Source organism: Bradyrhizobium pachyrhizi (assembly GCF_001189245.1).
Classification (GTDB): domain Bacteria; phylum Pseudomonadota; class Alphaproteobacteria; order Rhizobiales; family Xanthobacteraceae; genus Bradyrhizobium; species Bradyrhizobium pachyrhizi.
On record NZ_LFIQ01000092.1, the window covers coordinates 94,895 to 116,899 of the forward strand.

Consider the following 22,005-nt stretch of genomic DNA (forward strand, 5'->3'; position numbering starts at 1 on the left):
CTTCGCGCTTCAATTCGCGCCGGCGCTGCCGGAGGAACGCTGGATCCGGGAGCAACTGGCACGGATCGGCGTGGGGCCAGGGAAGACCTTCGATTTCCGCAGCCTGTCGCTGGAAGACAAGGCCGAGATTCTGCTTGGCATGAAGGAGGGCGAGCGCAAGGTCAGCGAGACCGTGGCGAGCCTCGGCAAGGACATCAATGGCTGGCGCGTCAGCTCGGCGTTCGGTGACGCGGCATTCTTTCACGGCGACTGGCTCTTGCGCGCGGCAGCCGCGAAGGCCGGCATCTATGGCAACGACGCGGTGGAGGCCATGTATCCCCTGGGCAAAGTGGACGCCGATGGCAAGGAACTCGACTGCTCGAAGTCGAGCTACACGCTGACCTTCCCGGCGGAACAGTTGCCGCCGGTCAACGCCTTCTGGTCGGTCACGATGTATGACGGCAAGTCGCAGCTCTTGGTGAAGAATCCGATCAACCGTTACCTGATCAACTCGCCGATGTTGCCGCACATGAAGCGCGGCTCTGACGGTTCGCTGACGATCTACGTCCAGAGCAAGTCTCCGGGAGCGGACAAGGAGGCAAACTGGCTGCCGGCGCCGGATGGCCCGATCTATGTGGTGATGCGACTGTACTGGCCGAAAACCACGCCGCCATCGATTCTGCCGGCAGGCGAAGGGGCGTGGAAACCTCCCGGCTTTATGCGCGTGTCCTAGCAACCGGTCTCACATCCGCCGCGTGCGCCGAGCCGAAGCGCCGCCCGCCACAAGACCAGGCATCCGCGCTTTTCGGGACAACATTCCCGGAAGGCGCGGATTTATTTTCGGGCGTGAGCAGCCGCGATTGCCGGCAGCGCACAACTAGTTCACGCGATTGCTGACCGCTGCCGTCATCTTCAGCGCGATCCCTTCAATTCCAAGTCTTCTGATCCAAGCCTTCTGACCGAAGCCTTCTGACCGAAGCCGCGTCCACGGATAGCCGCTCGTGTCAGAGGCGTGACGTCTGCCATGCGCGCAAAGATTGATCCCCCGACGCTCGCTGCAACCGACGCAAACATCGGCGCACATCATCGTTCGTCGCATTCATTCGATCGACACAGCGCTGTCATCGGCGATGGATAACTTGTCGCAGGTCGACGTCATAAATCCTTCAAAAATAAAAGGGGCACTACGGTGAAAGCCAAATTTCTTTCGACGGTCGGAGTCTGTCTGGTTGCTGCCGCTGCGGTGATGTGCAGCGCCGCCGCCCAGGACGACAACAAGGGCAATAACGGCCACGATCATCATCCGCACGACATCCACACCCAAACGCCGATCAAGCATCTTGTCGTCATCTTCAACGAGAACCGCTCGTTCGATCACTACTTCGCAACCTACCCGGTTGCGACCAACCCGACCGGCTCGATTCCGTTCACGGCGAAGCCGCATACGCCGAAGGTCAACAATCTCGCCAGCGCCAATCTGTTGACCAATAACCCGAACAACAACCCGGCCAATGGCACCGGCGCGACCAATCCGTTCCGCCTCGACCGCACCCAGGCCAACACCAAGTCGCAGAACCACGCCTATACGCCCGAGCAGCAGGCGGTCGACAACGGCAAGGAAGACCTGTTTCCGAAATTCACCGGTCGCGGCACCGCCGGCGGCGTCGGCGCTTTCGGCACCAACGGGCAGGTGATGGGTTATTTCGACGGCAACACCGTCACCGCGTTCTGGAATTACGCCCAGAACTTCGCGATGAGCGACAACAGCTGGACCGACACCTTTGGTCCGTCGACGCCCGGCGCGCTCGAGGTGGTTTCCGGCCAGACCAACGGCGCACAGAACATCGTCGGTTCGTCGTCGTCGATCGCCGACGGCCAGGGCGGCCTGACGCTGATCGGCGATACCGATCCTGCCTATGATGCCTGCTCGAGCACGACCAGCCAGGTCCTGATGACCAGCAAGAACATCGGCGATCTGCTCAATGCCCAGCAGATCAGCTGGGGCAGTTTCATGGGCGGCTTCGACCTGACGCTCAAGAACAGCAACGGCACCACCAACTGCGGCCGCAGCACGTTCTCGAGCAACGTCAACGGCACCGTCGTGGACTACATCCCGCACCACGCCTGGTTCCAGTACTACAAGTCGACCGCCAACCCGACCCATGCGCGGCCGAGCTCGGTGAATGCGGTCGGTCACACCTATGTGCCCGGCAGCAAGACGCTCGATCCGGCCAATCATGCCTACGATCTCGAGGACTTCTATGCTTCGGTGAAGGCCGGCAACTTCCCGGCCGTCTCCTACATCAAGATGCCGGCCTATCAGGACGGTCATCCCGGCAACTCCGATCCGCTCGATGAGCAGGCCGGCAATGTCGAGCTGATCAACTTCCTGCAGAAGCAGAAGGAGTGGGGCGAGACCGCCGTCATCATCACCTATGACGACTCCGACGGCTGGTACGACCACCAGTACCTTGCGCCGATCAGCGCTTCGTATGATCCGACCGCCGACCAGGTCAACGGTCCCGGCCAGTGTGGCCGCGGTATCGGCAAGCAGACGCAGCCGAATGGCCTCAACGGCCAGCCGGTGAACGGCCGCTGCGGTCCCGGTACGCGCGTCCCGTTCCTGGTGATCTCGCCCTTCGCCAAGCGGAATTACGTCAGCCACACCCGCATTTCGCAGGCCTCCGTCGTGCGCTTCATCGAGGACAACTGGCTGCATGGCCAGCGTCTCGGCGGCGGCTCGTTCGACGACAACGTCGAATCGATCGCCGACATGTTCGACTTCGAGCGTGGCCACGGCCAGGACCACGAGTATCGGCAGGACACGCTGTTCCTCGATCCGACCGCCGGCACCGTCATCGTCAGCGCGCCGGATGATCACCATCACCACTAACGCCCTTCGGTTCTGATCCAATCAGAACCGAAGCTTTGCCCTGACGCGTTCTGCTCGCGCGAACTGGTCTCCGGTTCGCGCGAAAACGCTTAACGACACTGGATCTGACATGAACGGCCGCACCTTGTGGCTTCTCGGCGCCGGCCTGCTGTGCATGGCGGGCACTGTTGCGGCCGTCGAGACGCAGGGACTTCCGGGGACCAATCCGCACCCGGTGCAGCTCAGGCGTCCGCCGGCCGCTCCGCTGTCCGCCATGGCGCAGCTCGGCCAGAAGATCTTCTTCGACGCGTTGCTGTCCTCGTCGGGCGCATTGTCATGCGCGTCCTGTCACAGTCCGGACCACGCCTACGGGCCACCCAATGACGGGCCGGTGATGCTCGGCGGGCCCGCGCAATCCCGGCAAGGGACCCGCGCCGTGCCGGGCCTGACCTATCTCGAGCGGCAGCCGAATTTCAGCATCGGGCCGGAAAAGGACGATGACGACAATGTCGTCGACTTCGCGCAACTGGCCGCGCTCGGCCAGCAGGCCCCGCGCGCCAAAAAAGTTGCGACCGGGACCGCCGCGTCGGCGGTCAACATCGTGCCGCAGGGCGGACTGTTCTGGGACGGCCGCGCCGATACGCTGCAGGACCAGGCGATATTCCCGCTGCTCGATCCCAACGAGATGGACGGCGGCAGCATCGAAATCGTGGCGCAGAAGCTGCGCCAGGCGAGCTACGCGCCGCGCTTCGCCGAGCTGTTCGGTGCCGGTGTCTTCGACAATACGCGGCTGCTGGTCGCGGAGGCGATGTTTGCCGTCGCGCGCTATCAGGTGGAGGAGCCGAGCTTCCATCCCTACACCAGCAAGTTCGATTACTGGCTGGAAGGCAAGGCGCGATTGAACGAGAGCGAGCTGCGCGGCCTGCAATTGTTCAACGATCCGGACAAGGCCAATTGCGGCGGCTGCCATACGTCGCAGCCGACCCGGGACGGTCTGCCGCCGCTGTTCACCGATCACCAATATGAGGCGCTCGGCGCGCCGCGCAACGCCGCGCTCGCCGGCAACCGCGATCCCGATCATTTCGATCTCGGGGTCTGCGGTCCGTACCGCACCGACATTGCCGAGCAGACGCAATATTGCGGGATGTTTCTGACGCCGACCTTGCGCAACACGGCGACGCGTCGCGTGTTCTTCCACAACGGGGTCTTCACCAGCCTCGAGCAGGTGCTCGACTTCTATAACTTCCGCGATACCAATCCGGAGAAGGTGTTTCCGCGCGGCGCCGACGGCGCGGTGCGCAAATACGATGACCTGCCGGAAAAATATCACGGCAATGTCGACGTCAGCGATCCGCCGTTCGAGCGCCATCCCGGCGACACGCCGGCGATGACGGCGCAGGACGAGGCCGACATAATCGCCTTCCTGAAGACGCTGACCGATGGCTACCAGCCGGAGCGATGAGACGTCGCGACGTTCCATCGCGGAACCGAACCGTGAGTTGGCAGGGCTTCGTCATGCGCGCATAATGGGCGCATGAATGTCGTCGAAGGCAACGGTGCCAGAATCCCGGCGATCGGGCTCGGCACATGGGAGCTGCGCGGCCGGACCTGCGCCCGCATCGTCGAGCAGGCGTTGCGGCTCGGCTATCGCCACATCGACACCGCCCAGATCTATGACAACGAGCGCGAAGTCGGCGAGGGGCTGCGTGCCTCCGGCATCAAGCGCGACGACGTGTTCGTCACCACCAAGGTCTGGACCACGCATTTCATGGCGAAGGATCTCGAGCGGTCGGCGAAGGAGAGCCTGGCGCGGCTGCGCCTGACCGAGGTCGATCTGTTGCTGCTGCACTGGCCCAATGCGCAGGTGCCGCTTGCCGAGACGCTCGGCGCGCTGGCGCGGGTCAGGCAGGCGGGCCTGGCGCGGCATATCGGCGTCTCGAATTTCAACGTGGCGCTGATCGAGGAGGCGGTGGCGGCATGTCCCGAGCCGCTCGCCTGCGACCAGGTCGAGTACCATCCTTACCTACACCAGGCCGACGTGATCGAGGCCTGTCGGCGCCACGGCATGGCGTTCGTCGCCTATAGCCCGATCGCGAAGGGACGGGTCAAGGGCGACCGCGCGCTGGCGCGGATCGGCGACCGCTATCGCAAGAGCGCTGCCCAGGTCTGCCTGCGCTGGCTGGTGCAGCAGAATGTCTCCGCGATCCCCCGCACCTCGAAGCTCGAACGCCTTCAGGAGAACATCGACATCTTCGATTTCGAGCTGTCGGTTGACGACATGCGCGAGATCTCGGCGATCGGGAGAGCTGACGCGCGATGACGGGCCCCGCGACGCATGGGGTCTTTGCCTGAGCATCAAGGTCTTGGGAAGCATCAAGTCTTGGAAAAATGGCTGGGTCCTGATCCGGATCATGCTAATGCCCCGCTGGCCGATTGCGGCTTTGGACCGAATGGGGATTGAGGCAGGCGGGTTCCGGCCGGTATTGTAGCCCGGCGGGGAGAGACGTCACTGATGTGATCGAGTGGGATGAAGTTTCGGCCAAACGCGGATCTGATGGCGTCGGTGTTCGTGCACCTGATGCTGCTTGCGCTGATTTTCCTGTATTCGGAGGTCCATCAGTTCGATCCCGTCGCCGCTGACACGGTGCCGGTCGAGATCGTGACGCCGCAGGAGGTCGCCAAGTCCGAGGTCGAGACCAAGCCCGAACCGGCCCCGAGCCCGTCGCCGACGCCTGAGTTGCAGTTGCCGTCGCTCGATAAGCCGGTGGATTCAGCCAAGCCCGAACCATCGGCGCAGGCGCCCGCGCCACAGCAGAGCGCGCCACAGCAACCGCCGCAGAAGCAGGCGCAGCCGCCCAAGCCCACCCCAACTCCGCAACAAGCCGCGGCTGCGCAGCCGGCGCCTCAGCCGCCACCGATGCCCCAGCCAATGGCGCAGCAACAGGCGGCAGCGTCGTCGCCTGCCTATGCGCAGCCCGAGCCCGATCTTTCGGTCAAATACAATGTCATGCTCGGCCTGCCGCCCGATATTTCCGTGAAGCCGCCCGCCGCCGCGCCGTCCGGCCCCGGACCCGGCAAGGACAATTTCGACGCAGCCGCCACCGAGCAGGCGGACGTCGGCTCAAGCGTGGTCGCCGAATTCCGCCGTCACCTGAAGACCTGCCTGAAACTCCCGCCGACGCTGAGCACGGGCGACGACGTGAGGATCAAGCTCAGGGTGTTCATGAAGCCCGACGGTAAGCTCGCCGCGCAGCCCTTGCTGATCGAAGCCACCGCCTCGGAAAAGGGGCCGCTGTTGCTGAAGAGCGCGACCGAAGCGCTGCAGGCCTGCCAGCCCTATGCGATGCTGCCGCGGGATCGCTACGGCGAATGGAAGGTGCTCGACCTCGATTTCAGTCCGCGCGATTTCGCGTCGTAGACGAGGTTCGCCTCAGCTTCCCATCGCCTGCCAGGCATTCGAGGCGAACTGCCGGCGCCAGATCACGATCACGACGGCGGCTGTCGTGACGAACAGCACCCAGGGGCTGACGAACCAGCCGAGATAGCCGAGCGCGAAGAAGAACGCGCGCTGGCCGCGGTTGAAGTGCCGGCCCGCCGTCTCGAACAGCCGCGTGGTGCGGATCACGTGGGCCTCCGCCTCCGGCGTATCGCGCTGGTCGGCCGGCGGCATCGCGCCGAACAGGATCGCCACATAGTTGAACAGGCGATAGGCCCAGGCGAATTTGAAGAAGGTGTAGATGAAGATCAGGATCAGCCCGATGCACTTGACCTCCCACAAAGCGGGCGAGGGCGTCAGGTTGACCGGCAGCGCGCCGAGCACCGCGAGCGCGTCATTGGTGGCGCGCAAGAGCGCCAGCCCGCCGCCGATCGCAATAAGGCTGGTGGAGGCAAAGAACGCGGTGCCGTTCTGCAGGCTGGCCATGATCTGCATGTCGACCATACGTGCGTCGCGGTTGAGCAGATTCCGCACCCAGATCTCGCGATAGACGTGCATCCGCGCCGACAGGCTGTCGCGCCCATACGCAGTGTGCTCCAGCGTGATGGTATAGACCAGCCATTCCAGCGCAAAGAAGCCGACGGCCAGGATGTCGGTCCAATAGCCGGTCATGTTGCCTTCCTTCGTGAGCGCGCGGCTGACTGTCCGCGCCGGACCGCATCCGCGTCATGTACAGGTTGAACGCGTGCAATGCACTATGGCAAACTACCGTGGCAACAGGATTCCCGGACATGCTCAAGCTCGTCATCGGCAACAAGAACTATTCGTCATGGTCGATGCGGCCCTGGCTGGCGTTGCGCGCCAACAACATCCCGTTCGAAGAGGTCTTCATTCCGCTCTACACGGACCAGGCCGACAAGGACCGCATCCTCTCTTTCAGCAAGGCCGGCAAGGTGCCGACCCTGATCGATGGCGACGTCACGGTGTGGGATTCGCTGGCGATCATCGAATATCTCGCCGAGAGATTTCCCGAGGCGAAGCTCTGGCCTGCGGATCGTGCCGCGCGCGCGCATGCCCGCGCGATCTCGGCGGAGATGCATTCCGGCTTCATGCCGCTGCGCAACGAATGCGGCATGAATCTGCACCGCCCGATCCGCGCCGTCGCGCTGTCGGATGATGCGCGCGCCAACGTGGCGCGGATCCAGGAGATCTGGGCCGAGTGCCATGCGCGCTACGGCAAGCAGGGTCCGTTCCTGTTCGGCGCATTCTCCGCCGCCGATGCGATGTACGCGCCCGTGGTGCATCGTTTCCGCACCTACGCGATCCCGGTGAAGGCCGAAGCGCAGCACTATGTCGATGCCATGATGCAGCTTCCGGCGTTCCAGGAATGGAGCCGCGACGGCGTTGCCGAGACGCTGCGGATCGCTCGTTTCGAGGATGTCTGACGGTTGCTGCGCTTCCGAATTGTGACAGCGGTCGCAAAGATCGCGGCTTGACGTCGCGGGGCCGAAGGCGTCGAATCCGGAAAGGCTGGTTTTGCAAGTCGTGAAAGGACTTAGACCATGGGCATTCTCGATTCCCTGGAGAATTCGCCGGAGCTGAAAGGCATGCTTGGCCAGCTTGGCGCGGCGGTGATCCCGGTCGTGCTCGGCGAGGTCCTGGGCAATGGCGGGCAGGGCGGCTTGTCCTCGATCGTCGCCAAGCTCGAGCAAGCCGGGCTCGGCGAGCAGGTCAAATCCTGGATCGGTACCGGTCAGAACCTGCCGATCACCGCTGAGCAGCTCCAGCAGGTGCTCGGCAGCGACACCGTCAAGCAGCTCGCCGCCAGGTTCAACATTCCGGTGGACCAGCTGTCCAAGGTGCTCGCCCAGCAACTTCCGGCTGCGGTCGATGGCGCGAGCCCGGACGGCAAGCTGCCGCACACCGCCTGAGCGGCTGGAATCAGGGTTCCAGCCGGGCTCGGCGGGCAATTTCCGGCTGGCACGCAAATTGCTGCCTATCGCCCTGAAAAACCTGCAAAAATCGCACCTTCGCCATGCCCCAATCTCGCTGGATTTGGGGAGGTGCGATGTGCTAGCTTGCCGCAGGGTTCTCAAAATGCCGGCCTGAGCTATCGGGACTGTCAGCTCAGCCAGCAATCTCTAAGAAAATGGAGAGGGCGTTGAAGCATAAGTACTCGATTGGCGAGACCGTCTATTTCACGGCCAGCAACGTGGCGCGCCCCGCCGCGAGCGGCACCTATCAAGTGATCCGCCTGCTGCCGACCGACGGTGACGACTGCCAATATCGCATCAAGAGCTCGACTGAAGCTTTCGAACGGGTGGCCAAGGAGAGTCAGCTCGCGCTGTCCTGAAGGAGTTGTGCGCAAGCCGGCGGCTGGAGCGGGTTCCGCGCCGCCGCCGTCAAAAGGCCCCGTTCGCAGATCCATTGTGCTGAAGGTTGGACGTCGGGGTGGCGGCGTTCGCCGTCGCCGATTGTGCTTACGCTGCGTTGAGGGACATCGCGCATGAACTGGGCTTCCTCGCTGGATCAGATCTGGCGCTCACCGACCTTCCCGATGTGGCTGACGCTGGCCGCTGCGGGGTTCTTTGGGATCGTCGTTCTGGTCACGCTGCTGCGTGCGGAAAAATCCGTCGCCAACGGCGCGCTGACCGTGATCACGCTGCTGTCGATCGCGGTTGCGGTCGCTGCGACGATCCGTGGCTTCGGCCCAGGTGGGCAGGCGGCGCCGGCCGAGACACGGACGGCGCAACTGGCCAGCCAGACGGTGCCGGCGCTGGCCTGCGTCGACGATCTCGCCGGAGACGCCGTTCTCAACGCCTGCGAGAAGGTGCTGTTCGGTTCATCGGATACGGCGGCAGCGGCGGTCAGTTACGCTGCGGCGCAGATCTCGCGCCTGACTGCGCTCGGCGACCTCGCGACCGCCGAGCGCAATTCGACCACCGAGTTGCAGGCGCTGCGCCGTGCCATCGAGCATGACCGCTACGGCTTGGTCGCCTATGCGCTGATGGCGCGCGACCACTGCACGCCGACCGCGTGCCCCGCGTTCCGCTCGCTCGGCGACAACCATCAGATCATCGCCAACATGAACGAGCGGACCTACGAGAACCTGATCACGCGCTACGCGGGGTCGTGGAACGCGCCGGCCGGCGCCCAGGCGTCGGCCGTCTCCGGCCTGGTCGCGGCGCTGCCGCAGTCATTGCCCACCGGCAAGCCGACCAATGCGGAGTTTCCGAGCTCGGCGAACACGCCGCCGGTCAGCATCATGACGCCCGAGCCGGCAAAGCCAGCCGCCGCCGCACCCGCGCCGGCCGCGCGCGCCGCCGCGCCGCCCGCCGCAGCCCCGAAGCGGCCGCCGGCAGCGAAGCGCCCGGTCCAGATCGCGCCGGCCCCGGCCGCGCCGGCGCCGCCTCCTGCCGCCGCCAGCGCACCGGCGGCTGCGAACGAGCAATGAGCGTGATGACGGCGGCTTGAGCCGCCGTCATTGCACTGTTCCGGCTTCGTTTGGCTCGAAAAACGCTCTAGTCCCGATATCCACCGCCGCGGAGAGCGCTCCCTTTTCAAAGCGCGCGCCGGCCGCTACATCCGGCGCATGCCGCTTCATCTCATCAAGCTCGCCGTCGGTTGCGACTCCGTCAAGGAACTCAAGGGCTGGGTTGCCGAGCGGATGGCGACCGCGAAGAAAAAGGGCCTGCCGCTCCGTCACGTCCACATCACGCGGATGACGCCGAAGCGCGAGGAGGAGATCCTTGCCGGCGGCTCGCTCTATTGGGTGATCCGCGGCGAGATCGCCGCGCGCGAGAAGATCATCGCCATCGAGCCGTTCCGCGACAAGGACGGCATCGGACGCTGCCGGCTGGTAATGCAGCCCAAGGTGATCGCGGTCTCGCCGCGGCCGATGCGGCCGTTCCAGGGCTGGCGCTACCTGACCGCGGACTCCGCGCCGGCCGATCTCACCAAGTCGAGCGCCGCCAGCGTGGCATCGATGCCCGAGCCGATGCGCCGCGAGTTGCGCGACCTCGGCTTGCTCTGAGGCCGATGACTGCCGCGAACTACTGCGTCACGAGGTGCAGCCGGCTCCATTCGGACGCCGGGATCTCGACATAGCGGCTGCCGCCCGCATTGCTGACGGCGACGTCGAGCAGCTCGTGATCGATCCCCATCTCGCCGAGATAGCGTCGGAACTGGTCGGTGAAGACCGAGGTCAGGCTCTCGCGATGCTCGGCCGAGACGTTGGGCGCGAGCCGGTTGTGGATCGCCATGCCGCTCAGCACCACGCGGCTGCCTTCCGGCAGGCTGCGATGCACGCCGCCCGACAGCATCAGCACGCAGGCCAAATCGCAGGCAATGCCGGACAGCTTCTCCTTGGCGTCGAGCGGGCCGCCGGGCCGCTTGAGCGCGAAACATTCCTCCTCGGATTTCCCGGTGCAGGCCTCGACCTCGGTCGCCGCGACCGCGGCATCGATGCCGCGATCGCGCAGGATGCGGCCGAGGCTGGAGGCAACGTTGAGGTTGGAATTCCCTTTGACGTTGATCACCACCGGCAGCTTGCGGCCGTTCTGCCGGTCGAGGATCGCCAGCAGGCGCTTGTAGGTATCCCACTGCACGGCGCCCTCGGCGGCGATCCAGTCCGAGCAGCCCGGGCCGCAGGCATCAGGCGCACCATGCGCGACATAGAAGATCATCGCGCCGGGCGCCGAATTGACCCCGCCGACCGGCGGCCGGGTCTGCGCCTGCACGAGGCCTGCGGCCACGAGCGCGATGCCGAAAGCAATGCCTTTCCTGAAATAACCGCTCATTCCGATCGCCTCTGAAAGGCGCGATCATCCACGCGTCGGCCGCGCAGATGAGGCCGAGCCCTCATTACAGGCTCGAACCCCGTTTGCGCATGAACCGCATCACACTTTCCGGATCCTGCTCTATACCGCGATGTTGTCGATCAGGCGGGTGCTGCCGAGCTTTGCCGCCACCAGCATCCGCATCGGGCCGTCCTTCAGCGAGCCGATCGGCGCCAGGGAGGCGGCGTGGCGGACTTCGAGATAATCGAGCACGAAGCCGGCCCTGGTGATCGCCGCGGCGCCGTCGGCCATTGCAGTCGCGGTATCCTCGCCGGCGCGCAGGCGGCCGGCCGTTTGCTTCATCACCCGGTGAAGCTCGGGGGCGGCGCGCCGTTCCTCCGGCGAGAGGTAGACGTTGCGTGACGACATCGCGAGACCGTCGCGCTCGCGCACCGTTTTGGACCCGATCACCTTGACCCCGAGGTCGAGGTCCGCGGCCATCTGGGTGACGACCCGGAGCTGCTGAAAGTCCTTCTCGCCGAAGATTGCGACGTCGGGCCGGACCTGGGTGAACAGCTTGCCGACCACGGTGGCGACGCCGCCGAAGAAATGCGGCCGGAAGCGATCCTCGAGCCCGGCGGTGGCCGGCCCCTCCGGCACGATCCTGGTGGCGAAGCCGTCCGGGTACATCGCCTTCACCTCCGGGTGCCAGATCAGGTCGACGCCCTCGGCGGCGAGCTTGGCGACGTCGGCCTTCCAGGTGCGCGGATAGGAGCCGAAATCTTCGGTCGGCGCGAACTGGGTCGGGTTGACGAAGATCGAGACGACGACCCGCTTGGCGCGGCGCTTGGCGAGCCGCACCAGCGACACATGGCCGTCATGGAGCGCTCCCATGGTTGGGACCAGCGCGACGGTTGCCTTCTTGGCGCGCAGGGTGTCGACGGCGCGACGAAGGGCGGGGACGGTACGGACGACGGTGGGATTTCTCGGCATCTGGTCTCGGCTCGTGGGGCAATCCGGGTGGGAACGAATCTGGGCGGGACGGGTTGGCGTTCGGCAGGTCACGCAGCTTACCAAGTCCGAACCACGATCGGCAAACCGGCCGATAAGCCTTACACGATCTCGAACGCGCGCGGATCAAAGCCGCCGATCGACTCAGCAGTCTTGCTTGATCGATTCATCAGCATGGCCGCAATTGATTTCCTGTCGCAGCGATGCATTTCACTTGACCGCAGCGGCGCTCGCTTTGAAGATCATTGCGGGGATTTGAATCATGTTGGTGCAGGCTCGTCAGGGTCAATCCGGCTCCGCACATGTCATCGTGCTGGGCAACGAGAAGGGTGGATCGGGAAAGTCGACCACCGCCCTGCATATCGCCGTCGCGCTGCTGAAGGCCGGGCAGCGCGTCGCCAGCATCGATCTCGACTGCCGCCAGCAGAGCTTCACCCGCTACATCAGCAATCGCCAGGCCTGGGCGCGACGCACCGGGCTCGACCTCGAGCTCCCGGTACACCACTGCATCAAGTACGGCGAGACGATGCAGATCGAGGAGAACGAGAACGCGGAATTCCAGCAGTTCATGGCCGCGGTGAGTGCGGTGGAACGCGCCTATGATTTCATCGTCATCGATACCCCGGGCGCGGACAGCTACCTGATGCGGCTCGCGCATTCGATGGCCGACACGCTGGTGACGCCGATCAACGACAGCTTCCTCGATTTCGACGTGCTCGGCACCGTCGATCCCGCGACCTACGCGGTGACCGGCGAGAGCCATTATGCGGAGATGGTGCGCGACACCAGACGCAAGCGCCGCCAGCTCGATGGCGCCTCGACCGACTGGATCGTGGTGCGCAACCGGCTATCGATGCTCGGTTCGCGCAACAAGCAGCTGGTCGCCGACGGCTTGAAGCAGCTGTCGCTGCGGCTCGGGTTCCGTTCGGTCGACGGCTTTGCCGAGCGGGTGGTCTATCGCGAATTCTTCCCGCGCGGGCTGACGGCGCTCGATGACATCGACGAGGCGACGCTCGGCACCCGCCCGAGCCTTGGGCACGTCACCGCCCGCGAGGAGGTGATGAGCCTGCTGCGCCAGCTCAAGCTGCCGCTCGACGAGCGCGGCCGCCGCCGGGCCGCCAACCGGGCCGAATGGTTCAGCCAGGTCGACAAGCCGCTGGAAGTCGACGACATCATCGGCAGCTAGGCCGCCAAGCTCTCCCTCGGGCAGGTTCCACGGCCGGCGCAGCAGGTGACGATCGTCACTTCCTGGACGGTGCAGAAGCACGGTAGTCTTGCGGGGTTTTCGGCCACTCCGTCGCCAATATGCCGGAACAAAGCTGGCCAGATCCGGTTTTCCCAAGCCAGCCGCGTTCCCGCTCCCGGTCGGTTGGTCTTGAGGTATTATCGTGCCGCAGAGCCATGGCGCCAGAAGCGAATGCACAAAGGTTGTGTGCACCGCACAATGAACGTGCTGCGAAGTCCCAACTTTTAGACTTCCTGTCACAGCGCTGTGACATATATTCTCAAAAGGAGGCCGAAGAGTCTCCGGCCAAGAACAGCCCTGAAAAGGCGGGCACCTCGAGGACGTCATGAAGCGTGGAATTCTCGTTCTGCTTTCTCTCTCCGTGGTGATCACGGCGGCCTATTTCACCGCGAGCAAGTGGGCGATCCGTCACGAAACTCTCATGTTCAAGGACCCGACGCGCGATGAGCGGCCGGTCGCGGTCGACGTTGCCGTGCGCTTCGACAAGGAGATGCAGGCCGACGCTGGCATGATAACGCTGCCGGTTGCGATCCTCAATCATGGCAATACCGTCAAATTCACCGAATATTCCTTCCTCGCGAACGTGTTCGCGGCGCGCGGCTATCTGACCATCAGCATTCAGAACGACCTGCCGTCGGACGGACCGATGGTGACCAAGGTCGGCGAGCTCTATGTCGGCCGCCTGCCGCAGTACCAGCGCGGCATCACCAACATCAAGTTCGCGATCGAGGAGATGAAGAAGCGCCAGCCGAACGCGGACTACAGCAAGCTGACGATGGTCGGCCATTCCAATGGCGGCGATATCGCGATGTATTTCGCCAAGCAGTATCCGGACGAGATCAAGAAGGTGGTGACGCTGGACAATCTGCGCGTGCCGTTCATGACCGACGGCAAGTTCAAGATCCTGTCATTCCGTTCGCATGACTCGCAGTTCAAGCCGGATCCGGGCGTCGTTCCCGATGCCGACGAATGCGAGAAGGCCGGCATCACCGTGGTGAACACCAACTTCCAGCACAACGACATGCGTGACACAGGGCCCGAGAAGGCCAAGGACTCGATCCAGGCCATGCTCGATAAATTCCTCGCCGACACCGACAGCGCTGTCGCGCCGGTCGACACCAGGAATGCGCCGCCGAATATTCTGGAGCCCGGTCCCGTCTCGCTCTACGTGCCGGTCGAGAAACCTCAGACCTTGACCGATAAGCTCAAGAAGTCGCTCTCGCTGACCAAGACCGAGACGAAGAAGGATCCGTCGGTCACGAACTGACGGGGCGGCCCGCGGTCCAGGCTGGCCTCTCACGTTGACCAATCCACTGCCGCGGCCCACATAGTGTTTGCTGTACGAGGCAAGCGCTGATGGCCGGCAAGACGATCAAACCGACATCCGGAAGCGATGTACGCCCGGCCCATGAGCCTGGCGTGCTGACATCCAGCGCGAACGACATCGCGGCATTCGTCGCCAGGGCGCGAGCGATGTCGCCGCATCGCGCCGGCGCCCACGGCAGGCTGGTGTTCGCGCTCGACGCCACGATGAGCCGGCAGCCGACATGGGACATGGCGTGCACGCTGCAGGCGGACATGTTCCGCGAAGCCGGCGCGCTCGGCAGTCTCGATATCCGCCTCGTCTATTATCGCGGCTTCAATGAGTGCCGTGCGTCGGGCTGGATCTCCGACAGCGCGCAGCTCGCGCGGCTGATGAGCAAGATCGATTGCCAGGGCGGCAACACCCAGATCGGCAAGGTGCTGTCCGAGACGCGTCGCGAAGCGGTCGAGGCAGGGGTGCGCGCCTTGGTGTTCGTCGGCGACGCGATGGAGGAGAGCGCCGACGATCTGTGCGCGAAGGCCGGCGAGCTCGGCCTGCTCAAGGTGCCGGTCTTCATGTTCCAGGAGGGCAGGGATGCGACCGCCGAGCAAACGTTTCGCGAGATCGCGCGACTGACCGGTGGCGCCTGGTGCAGGTTCGATCCCGGCGCGGCCGCGCAACTCCGCGAATTGCTGCGTGCCGCCGCAGCCTATGCCGCCGGCGGCCGCGAGGCGCTGCTGCAGCTGGCCAAGACCGCGAGCGGCGCGGCGAAGCTGATCGGTCAGATGAAATAGCGCCGCGTCGCGTCAGGCTCCGCCTGACGCCGGTGAAACGAAGCTTCGCATGCTTTTTGTCGCCGGGCCGCCTATATTCCCGACATGCCAACGCTGATCGCCGGCGTCATCGCCGTTGTCGTCCTTTATTCCGCGCTGCAGATGTTTCGTGCGGCCAATCCCGCCGTGCTTGCGCGCGCGATCAAGATCGGCGGCGGGGTGCTCGCCCTCGCGGTCGCAGCCTTTACCGGCGTGCGGGGCGAACTGGCGGTGGCAATTCCGCTCGGCATCTTCGGTGCCGGACTGCTCGGCTGGTCGCCGTTCGGAAGCACCGGATTTCCCAATCTCGGCGGCATGTTCGGCGGTTCGCGCAGCCAGGGACAAAGCTCGCGGGTGCGCTCGCAATATCTCGATATGGCCCTCGATCACGGCAGCGGCGTGCTCAGGGGCCAGATCGTGGCCGGACCGCAGGCCGGCCGCATGCTCGATGAATTCGACCTGTCGCAGCTATTGGCGATGGTCCCGAGCTTCGACGCCGAGAGCGTCGCGCTACTTGAAAGCTATCTGGACCGCCGCTTTCCCGCCTGGCGTCAGGACGCACAGGGCGACCGGGCACGGGGGCAGGGCCGTGCGGCGTCGGGTGGCAAAATGACGAACGAGGAGGCCTATCAAATCCTTGGCCTGCAGCCGGGAGCGTCGCGCGACGACATCAGCCGGGCTCACCGTACCCTGATGAAGAAACTCCATCCCGACCAGGGGGGCTCGACGTACCTCGCGGCCCGTGTGAACGAGGCCAAGGACACTCTGCTTCGCACGCATCTCTAACTCCGGCTACGCTACCAACGCCACAGCCGAGAGCTGCCTTCCGTTTCTGATTGATGCCCCGTCTGGCCCGCCGCTGTCCGGCGTGGCCGATCGCTCTTTCGGGAAAACTTAACCGTAAAATCTTGACGAGAAGTTTCATGGTTGCGCCGCGCGCGGCCGGCCGGCCGTTTTCGCGGCGGCAAAAACAAAACGGCCGGCGCTTGCTGCGCCGGCCGTTTGAAATCAGCAGATGCTGGCGATCAGTTGCGAACGGTGATGCAGGAGATCTCGGCGCGCTTCAGCGTCTTGCAAGCCGCCTCGGCCTGATCGCGCTCGAGGCCGGCAAAGCGGGCGCGATAGAGCTTGCGATTATCCTTGGCGACCACCTCGGTGAACGGATCCGCCTTGCTGAGCAGGCCGCGGGCCGAGCTGCGTGCCAGGTCGATGCGCTTGTTGGCCTCGCCCTCGGACTCCAGCGCGCCAACCTGGATGATCCAGCCGGTATGCGCGGCGCTCGGCCTGGCGGCGCTGGTCGACGGAGCGGCCTGCACGCTGCGGGTTGCGGGTTCGATCGAAGCCACGGCCTGCGGTGCCGGGGCAGCGGGTGCATGGACGGCCGAGGCCGGCAGCACGCCGAGGATGCCGTTGCCGGTGCCGAAATTGGCCGGCTGCGGCGGCATTTCCGGCCTCGAGGTCTCGGCGGCTCGCGCCATCATCGCATTGGAGGTCTCGGGGACCTCTCCGCGCGAGGGGATCGTGTTGGTGATCGGAGGCGCGGACTGCGCCGGGCCGGCCGCGGCGAGCTTGATCTGGCCGGCCTTGACCTGCACCGTCTTCACCTTGACCGGCTTCATCGGTTCAGCCGAGCCGGGAATCGCGGCGATCGGCTGGGTCTGGATCACGCCTGAGGTCAGCGGCGCCGGCTCGGGCTTGGCCTGCGGCTCCGGCTTGGCCGGGAGCGGCGGCAGCGCAGCGGCGGCCGCCGCCATCAGCGAGGGCTTGCTGGCCGGGCGCGGCGCCTGGATCGCGGCAGCCGCAGCGGCGGGCTCCGATGCCGCGACGGGCGAAGTGTCCGGCGCGCGCGCATTATCCGCGTCGGCGACCTCGACATTGGCGTCGGCCGGATTGCGTTCGGTGATCGCGGCGGCAGTGCGGGTGGTCGCGGCCTTCCCGACGTTTTCGGCGAGCAGGTTGCGCATGATGGCGTCACGCGAGCCGCCGCTGCGGCCGCCGAGCACTACGCCGACCAGGAAGCGATTGCCGCGACGCATCGAGGTCACGAGGTTGAAGCCGGAGGCGCGGGTGTAGCCGGTCTTGATACCGTCAACGCCCTCGACGCTGCCGAGCAGATGGTTGTGGTTGCGGATCGATTGGCCGCGGAAGTTAAACACCGAGGTCGAGAAGTAGCGGTAATAGCGCGGGAAGCGGTCCTGGATCGCGCGGCCGAGGGTCGATTGATCGCGCGCCGTCGTCACCTGCTCATCGTTGGGCAGGCCGGAGGCATTGCGATAGACGGTTCGGCTCATGCCGAGCGCGCGGGCCTTGCGGGTCATCATCCGGGCGAAATCGTCTTCGCTGCCGCCGATCGCCTCGGCGATCACGACCGCGGCGTCATTGGCGGAGCGGGTGACCAGGCCCTTGATGGCGTCTTCGACCTTGATGGTCGAGCCGGGCCGCAGGCCGAGCTTGGTCGGGTCCTGTTCGGCGGCGTGCTCGGACACTGGCATTTCGGTGTCGAGCTTCATCTTTCCGGAATCGAGGCGCTCGAACAGCAGATAGAGCGTCATGATCTTGGTCAGCGAGGCGGGGTGGCGCAAGCCGTCGGGACTGGTGGCGGTGAGCACCGAACCGGTGTTGCCGTCGACGATGATCGACGCGAATTGCGGGCTGTAGCTCTCGCGCGCTTCCTGGCTGTGGTGGTGACGGGCGTAGTGGCGCCGGTGACGGCGCGCCTCGGCGCTATCACTCGTGATCAGGATCGCCGTCGTGACGGTCACGAGCCCAAGAACGCCAACTCGCAGCGCCCGCGAGGAGGCCAAGGTTGTTCGAAGCATCTACTTCCCCGTCCCAATTTCTATCTAGATCACTGGCTCGTGAGGCGAAATTGTGCCCGGCGGCCATCGATCCTTGCCTGCGCAACAAACCACTCCGGGCAGCACCGTCGGCCCAAATGGCGGCTCAGGTCGCTCTTCTAGCTAAGGTGTTGTTCACAAACAGCTTTCGAGGCTGTCTGTCGGAAGGCGAACAAAGTCCGGGAATCAGGTTAGGCGGACCGAGTTTCCAAAAGATTAAGCAACCGTTGCGTAGTCCCCCGGGGTTTATCGCGAATGCAGGAGATTCGGGGCTGTGTGATTGTGCGATGCACAATATTTATTGACTCTATTGTGCGATGCGATATGGCTATCGGCGTCAGGGGGCCGGGAGCTTCCCGGCAATGGGAATTTGCGCCTTCAAGTCTGGGAAAAGGAATTCCATCCATGGTCAAGATCGAAGACATTCAGAACTACGGCAAAGAGCATTTCGAGTCGGTCACCGCATCGGCGACCAACCTGCAGAGCGGCGTTCAGGCCATCGCCACCGCCTATGGCGACTATGCCAAGAAGTCCTTTGAGGACACCAAGTCGTTCGTCGAGAAGCTGTCGGGCGTGAAGTCGCTGGACAAGGCGCTCGAGGCGCAGACCGAGTACCTGCGCTCGTCCTACGAGACCTTCGTTGCGGAATCGCAGAAGATCGCCGGCCTGTACAGCGACTGCGCCAAGCAGACCTTCAAGCCCTATGAGGGCCTGGTCTCCAAGTTCGCGCCCGCCGCTCAGTAAGCGCAGCGGACCAAGACAAGCGAAAAGCCCGGCCGTTTGGCCGGGCTTTTTTGTTGTGCCTGAAGCGCGCGACTATTTGGCCAGCCGCAGCTTGCTGAGGGCGGTTCCGATCGTGTTGAACGTCGTTAGGATCTGGGTCGAACTAGTCAGCATGAAGAATTTGTCGGGCGTGCTGGCGCAGTTCTTCAGGACGGTCGAGGTCGGATCGGCGGGCGAACTCGTGTTCACCTGGATCGTGTAGATCGTGTACAACGGCGCTCCGTTCGAATCCTTCGCGTTCTGCAGGTTTTGGCACATCAATGCCTGCCTTGCGTCGATCGGATTGCCTGAGGCCTGCGAGCTTCCGTCGCCGTAGTCGGGCCAGCGGTCCTCGGTATTCAGACCGTCGGACAAGAGGATAATGACCCGGTTGTAGGTCGTGTTGGTGTCCTCCGACGGCGTGTTCAGCGGGCCGCCCACCAGCAGCGACTGCCACGCCCAAGCGAGCCCGACGGCTTGGTTGGTGCCGCCGGTCGGCTGCATCGCGTTGACTGCCGTCTTGAGCGCGCTCCAGTTATAGCTCAGCGGAATGATGGGCTCGAGCGGCGTCGAGGCGCTGCTGTTGCAATAGAATGTGCTGTTCTCATAGTACTCGTTGGCCGGGAACAGCGTGGTGACGTCGGATGATGCCGGCAGCACGCCGGTCGCATCGTTCGGCTGGGTGCGGTCCGTGATGCAGCCCGTCCAGTTGCCGATCGGATTGGTGGAGGCCTGCCGCCAGTCGTTCTTCACCGTGGGGGTCTGACTGGTCGAGGTCCACTGGTTGTTGGTCCACCCGACAATGGCGCTGACCCGGGGCTGGCTCGTATTGTCCACGGTATCGTTGGGGCCCGGCTGCGTCCAGTCGTGGGTATACAGCTTGCCGGTGCACTGATAGACGCCGCCGGTCGTCTTGCAACTGCAGCCGGACACCGCGTTGCCCGTGGAGTCCGTCGGACATGCACAGGAGTTCGAGCCGCTGCAGAACACGCCGGTGCCGGCCGCAGTGCTCACCCAGCAGCCATTGTAGCGCGTATGCGAGTTCGCATCGACGCTGGGGCAAATGTAGCCGGAATAAGTCCCGCTCGACGGGATGTAGTTCGTGTTGGACGTGCTGGTCGGGTTCTTCGTGCAGGTGAAGCCGCCATTGTTGTTGGTCCAGGGGCATCGCGCACCGGGTCCGACCGCGTGCCAGTTCATCGGCAGGCTTGCTTGCATGGTGCCGTTCGCGGGCTGCGTGGTCGGCGGATTGAGCCAGTCGGTCCAGTCGATCCAGCTCTGGCCGACATTGCTGGTGCCGACATTGACGACCTTGGCGAACGGAATGACGGAGATGTAGACGTCACCGTTGTTCTTGCTCAGCGCGCTGAGCTGGTCGATCAGTCCGCCGGTTCCGGCCACGGCGTTGCGTAGCGCGGTGATCTTGCCGTCCTGCGCCATCGATCCCGTGTTGTCGAGGGCTAGGGCGACGCGCATCTTGACGTTGCCCCAGGTGGTGGTCGTCGAGCTCTTGAAACCCAGCGTCGGAAAACCGGCCAGCTGCATGAAGTCGGATTTGATGTGGCCGGATCCGCCCAGCAGAATGTTGGCCGCCGCGCCAGAGGTCGGGGTCGTATAGTTGGCCGTGACGGAAATGCCCTGGCCGTCCTTGTTGGTGTAAAGCGCCGTGAAATAGGTCTGCGCCTTGCTCGGGATCTCCGCGGCCGTGATGTTGCCCATGGTCAGATCCTTGGACAGCATCAGCGCGGTCGAATCGAGCGCCGCCTGCATCGCGGAGCGGGCGTTGTTGGCGCGGGTATAGTCGATCGCGGCTCCCACGAAAGCGAGGAGCGGCAGCATTGCGAAGGTGAAGATCACCGCGACATTGCCGTTATTTGCCCTGGAAAACCGGCGAGCAACCGCGCAGACGCGATCGGAAATGGCTGAACCAAGCATGGTACTCTCGTCGAAATGGATTGCTGTGGCATCTCGACCGGCGCCGCTAAACAGATGGTGAATCAGGCGCCGGAAACCCGGCAGGGCGGCGCGGGGGAGGCTCAAAAGCAGGGCAAAAGCACTCGCTATCCTCAATGACGTCTAAATTAGCGGCCCGACTCCTTTGTCAAATCAGGCAGAAATGATTAACCTTCCGAGGGTTGCCGCGCCGGGAATCGGACCGGTGGGCCGCGCCGGGTCTGCGCTTGCGGCAGGGCCTCGCGAGGCCCATATTCGGGAGGTCGATCCGGCCGCCGGATCGGACCGGGAGCGGCAATCTGGAAAGCATTGCTGGGGGTTCCGCGATCAGTCTTGCGGCAATCGCGACCACCGTCCAACTGCCATCCGGTTTCCCGCCATCCGGCTTCCCTTGGGGAATTCGAACGCCTGAGCCATGTTGCGATCCACGTTGACAGTCCCGATTTCCGAGCCGGTTTCTTCGATGCCGGCGGTGGGCGCCGCGCCGGCGCCGAAAATGAACAATGACGACAACCGGAATGGGGCGGGCAGCGGCCCGTCGACCTCGGTCATCACCAAGGTCAAGCCGAAGACCAAGCGCCCGAACCTGTACCGCGTCCTGATCCTGAACGACGACTACACGCCGATGGAGTTCGTCGTTCACGTGCTGGAACGATTCTTCAACAAGGACGCCGAGGCGGCAACCAAGATCATGCTGCACGTTCACCACCACGGGATCGGCGAGTGCGGCGTTTTTACCTACGAGATCGCCGAGACCAAGGTGACGCAAGTCATGGACTTCGCGCGCAAGCACCAGCATCCACTGCAGTGCGTGATGGAAAAGAAATAGGTCGCTGGAACGACTGACCCGCCGCGAGGCGCGGAACGGGTCTTGCATCGCGGTTTTTGATGGTGGTGAACGGCGTTCCCGTACGATCACGGGCGTCGCCGCGCGACGCCCCGATGCCCCGAATTTAGAAGAAAACCATCATCGCGGGACCGGTCTTTCGCCACGATCCGTCGTAACTATATCAAAG

Annotated in this window: 22 protein-coding genes; 16 read left to right on the top strand and 6 right to left on the bottom strand. The window is 64.4% G+C overall.

The window, feature by feature from the left end; translation table 11 throughout:
• The 5 genes from AKL29_RS45410 to AKL29_RS23080 all read left to right on the top strand — a co-directional run.
• A partial coding sequence (locus AKL29_RS45410; RefSeq protein ID WP_244482323.1) for a DUF1214 domain-containing protein occupies positions 1 to 712 on the top strand: 712 nt, incomplete at its 5' end.
• 513 nt (positions 713 to 1,225) lie between these two features.
• Positions 1,226 to 2,872, top strand: coding sequence for a phospholipase C (locus tag AKL29_RS23065; protein ID WP_410712196.1), 1,647 nt, complete (start codon positions 1,226 to 1,228; stop codon positions 2,870 to 2,872).
• A gap of 109 nt (positions 2,873 to 2,981) precedes the next feature.
• On the top strand, positions 2,982 to 4,313 hold the full coding sequence (locus tag AKL29_RS23070; RefSeq protein ID WP_050385745.1) for a cytochrome-c peroxidase: 1,332 nt from the start codon (positions 2,982 to 2,984) through the stop codon (positions 4,311 to 4,313).
• A 72-nt stretch (positions 4,314 to 4,385) separates the two neighbouring features.
• On the top strand, positions 4,386 to 5,171 hold the full coding sequence (locus AKL29_RS23075; protein ID WP_050385746.1) for an aldo/keto reductase: 786 nt from the start codon (positions 4,386 to 4,388) through the stop codon (positions 5,169 to 5,171).
• Positions 5,172 to 5,378: 207 nt separating this feature from the next.
• Complete coding sequence (locus AKL29_RS23080; protein WP_050385747.1) at positions 5,379 to 6,269, top strand: hypothetical protein; 891 nt, start codon at positions 5,379 to 5,381, stop codon at positions 6,267 to 6,269.
• Between the two features lie 12 nt (positions 6,270 to 6,281).
• Here AKL29_RS23080 and AKL29_RS23085 read toward each other — a convergent pair whose 3' ends face one another.
• Entirely contained in the window at positions 6,282 to 6,959 is a 678-nt protein-coding gene (locus AKL29_RS23085; protein WP_028336422.1) for a DUF599 domain-containing protein, read from the bottom strand.
• 119 nt (positions 6,960 to 7,078) lie between these two features.
• Between AKL29_RS23085 and AKL29_RS23090 the strand changes: the two genes are divergently transcribed.
• The 5 genes from AKL29_RS23090 to AKL29_RS23110 all read left to right on the top strand — a co-directional run bounded on the left by AKL29_RS23090 (position 7,079) and on the right by AKL29_RS23110 (position 10,320).
• Positions 7,079 to 7,732 carry a glutathione S-transferase family protein gene (locus AKL29_RS23090; RefSeq protein WP_050385748.1) on the top strand — a complete coding sequence of 218 codons (654 nt, stop codon included), beginning with the start codon at positions 7,079 to 7,081 and terminating at the stop codon, positions 7,730 to 7,732.
• Between the two features lie 117 nt (positions 7,733 to 7,849).
• Entirely contained in the window at positions 7,850 to 8,218 is a 369-nt protein-coding gene (locus tag AKL29_RS23095; protein ID WP_028336420.1) for a YidB family protein, read from the top strand.
• A gap of 218 nt (positions 8,219 to 8,436) precedes the next feature.
• The gene (locus tag AKL29_RS23100; protein WP_018272021.1) at positions 8,437 to 8,640 is read left to right on the top strand and encodes a hypothetical protein; all 204 of its coding nucleotides are present in this window, start codon (positions 8,437 to 8,439) and stop codon (positions 8,638 to 8,640) included.
• A 153-nt stretch (positions 8,641 to 8,793) separates the two neighbouring features.
• Entirely contained in the window at positions 8,794 to 9,741 is a 948-nt protein-coding gene (locus tag AKL29_RS23105) for a hypothetical protein (RefSeq protein ID WP_050385749.1), read from the top strand.
• Positions 9,742 to 9,879: 138 nt separating this feature from the next.
• On the top strand, positions 9,880 to 10,320 hold the full coding sequence (locus tag AKL29_RS23110) for a DUF1489 family protein (protein ID WP_028336418.1): 441 nt from the start codon (positions 9,880 to 9,882) through the stop codon (positions 10,318 to 10,320).
• A 19-nt stretch (positions 10,321 to 10,339) separates the two neighbouring features.
• On the opposite strand, the gene AKL29_RS23115 is transcribed toward AKL29_RS23110, so the two are convergent.
• A complete protein-coding gene (locus AKL29_RS23115; RefSeq protein WP_082190671.1) occupies positions 10,340 to 11,086 on the bottom strand; it encodes a hypothetical protein in 747 nt (248 codons plus the stop codon).
• A 120-nt stretch (positions 11,087 to 11,206) separates the two neighbouring features.
• A complete protein-coding gene (gene panC, locus AKL29_RS23120) occupies positions 11,207 to 12,058 on the bottom strand; it encodes a pantoate--beta-alanine ligase (protein WP_028336416.1) in 852 nt (283 codons plus the stop codon).
• A 280-nt stretch (positions 12,059 to 12,338) separates the two neighbouring features.
• Between panC and AKL29_RS23125 the strand changes: the two genes are divergently transcribed.
• The 4 genes from AKL29_RS23125 (at position 12,339) to AKL29_RS23140 (ending at position 16,223) form a co-directional block, all read left to right on the top strand.
• On the top strand, positions 12,339 to 13,262 hold the full coding sequence (locus AKL29_RS23125) for a division plane positioning ATPase MipZ (RefSeq protein WP_050385750.1): 924 nt from the start codon (positions 12,339 to 12,341) through the stop codon (positions 13,260 to 13,262).
• Between the two features lie 385 nt (positions 13,263 to 13,647).
• The gene (locus AKL29_RS23130) at positions 13,648 to 14,589 is read left to right on the top strand and encodes an alpha/beta hydrolase (protein WP_050385751.1); all 942 of its coding nucleotides are present in this window, start codon (positions 13,648 to 13,650) and stop codon (positions 14,587 to 14,589) included.
• Positions 14,590 to 14,678: 89 nt separating this feature from the next.
• Entirely contained in the window at positions 14,679 to 15,419 is a 741-nt protein-coding gene (locus AKL29_RS23135; protein WP_050385752.1) for a vWA domain-containing protein, read from the top strand.
• Positions 15,420 to 15,503: 84 nt separating this feature from the next.
• Positions 15,504 to 16,223, top strand: coding sequence for a DnaJ domain-containing protein (locus AKL29_RS23140; protein ID WP_028336413.1), 720 nt, complete (start codon positions 15,504 to 15,506; stop codon positions 16,221 to 16,223).
• 239 nt (positions 16,224 to 16,462) lie between these two features.
• On the opposite strand, the gene AKL29_RS23145 is transcribed toward AKL29_RS23140, so the two are convergent.
• Complete coding sequence (locus tag AKL29_RS23145) at positions 16,463 to 18,256, bottom strand: D-alanyl-D-alanine carboxypeptidase (protein ID WP_050385753.1); 1,794 nt, start codon at positions 18,254 to 18,256, stop codon at positions 16,463 to 16,465.
• A 423-nt stretch (positions 18,257 to 18,679) separates the two neighbouring features.
• Between AKL29_RS23145 and AKL29_RS23150 the strand changes: the two genes are divergently transcribed.
• The gene (locus AKL29_RS23150) at positions 18,680 to 19,018 is read left to right on the top strand and encodes a phasin family protein (protein ID WP_050385754.1); all 339 of its coding nucleotides are present in this window, start codon (positions 18,680 to 18,682) and stop codon (positions 19,016 to 19,018) included.
• 72 nt (positions 19,019 to 19,090) lie between these two features.
• Here AKL29_RS23150 and AKL29_RS23155 read toward each other — a convergent pair whose 3' ends face one another.
• Both AKL29_RS23155 and AKL29_RS42920 read right to left on the bottom strand, forming a co-directional pair.
• Entirely contained in the window at positions 19,091 to 20,971 is a 1,881-nt protein-coding gene (locus AKL29_RS23155) for a TadE/TadG family type IV pilus assembly protein (RefSeq protein ID WP_050385755.1), read from the bottom strand.
• A 345-nt stretch (positions 20,972 to 21,316) separates the two neighbouring features.
• Positions 21,317 to 21,493: a hypothetical protein gene (locus AKL29_RS42920; RefSeq protein WP_160321774.1), complete on the bottom strand. Its 177-nt coding sequence runs from the start codon at positions 21,491 to 21,493 to the stop codon at positions 21,317 to 21,319.
• On the opposite strand from AKL29_RS42920, the gene clpS reads away from it, so the two are divergent.
• Entirely contained in the window at positions 21,486 to 21,818 is a 333-nt protein-coding gene (clpS, locus tag AKL29_RS23160) for an ATP-dependent Clp protease adapter ClpS (RefSeq protein WP_028336409.1), read from the top strand. The genes AKL29_RS42920 and clpS overlap by 8 nt on opposite strands.
• Positions 21,819 to 22,005 lie beyond the last annotated feature (187 nt).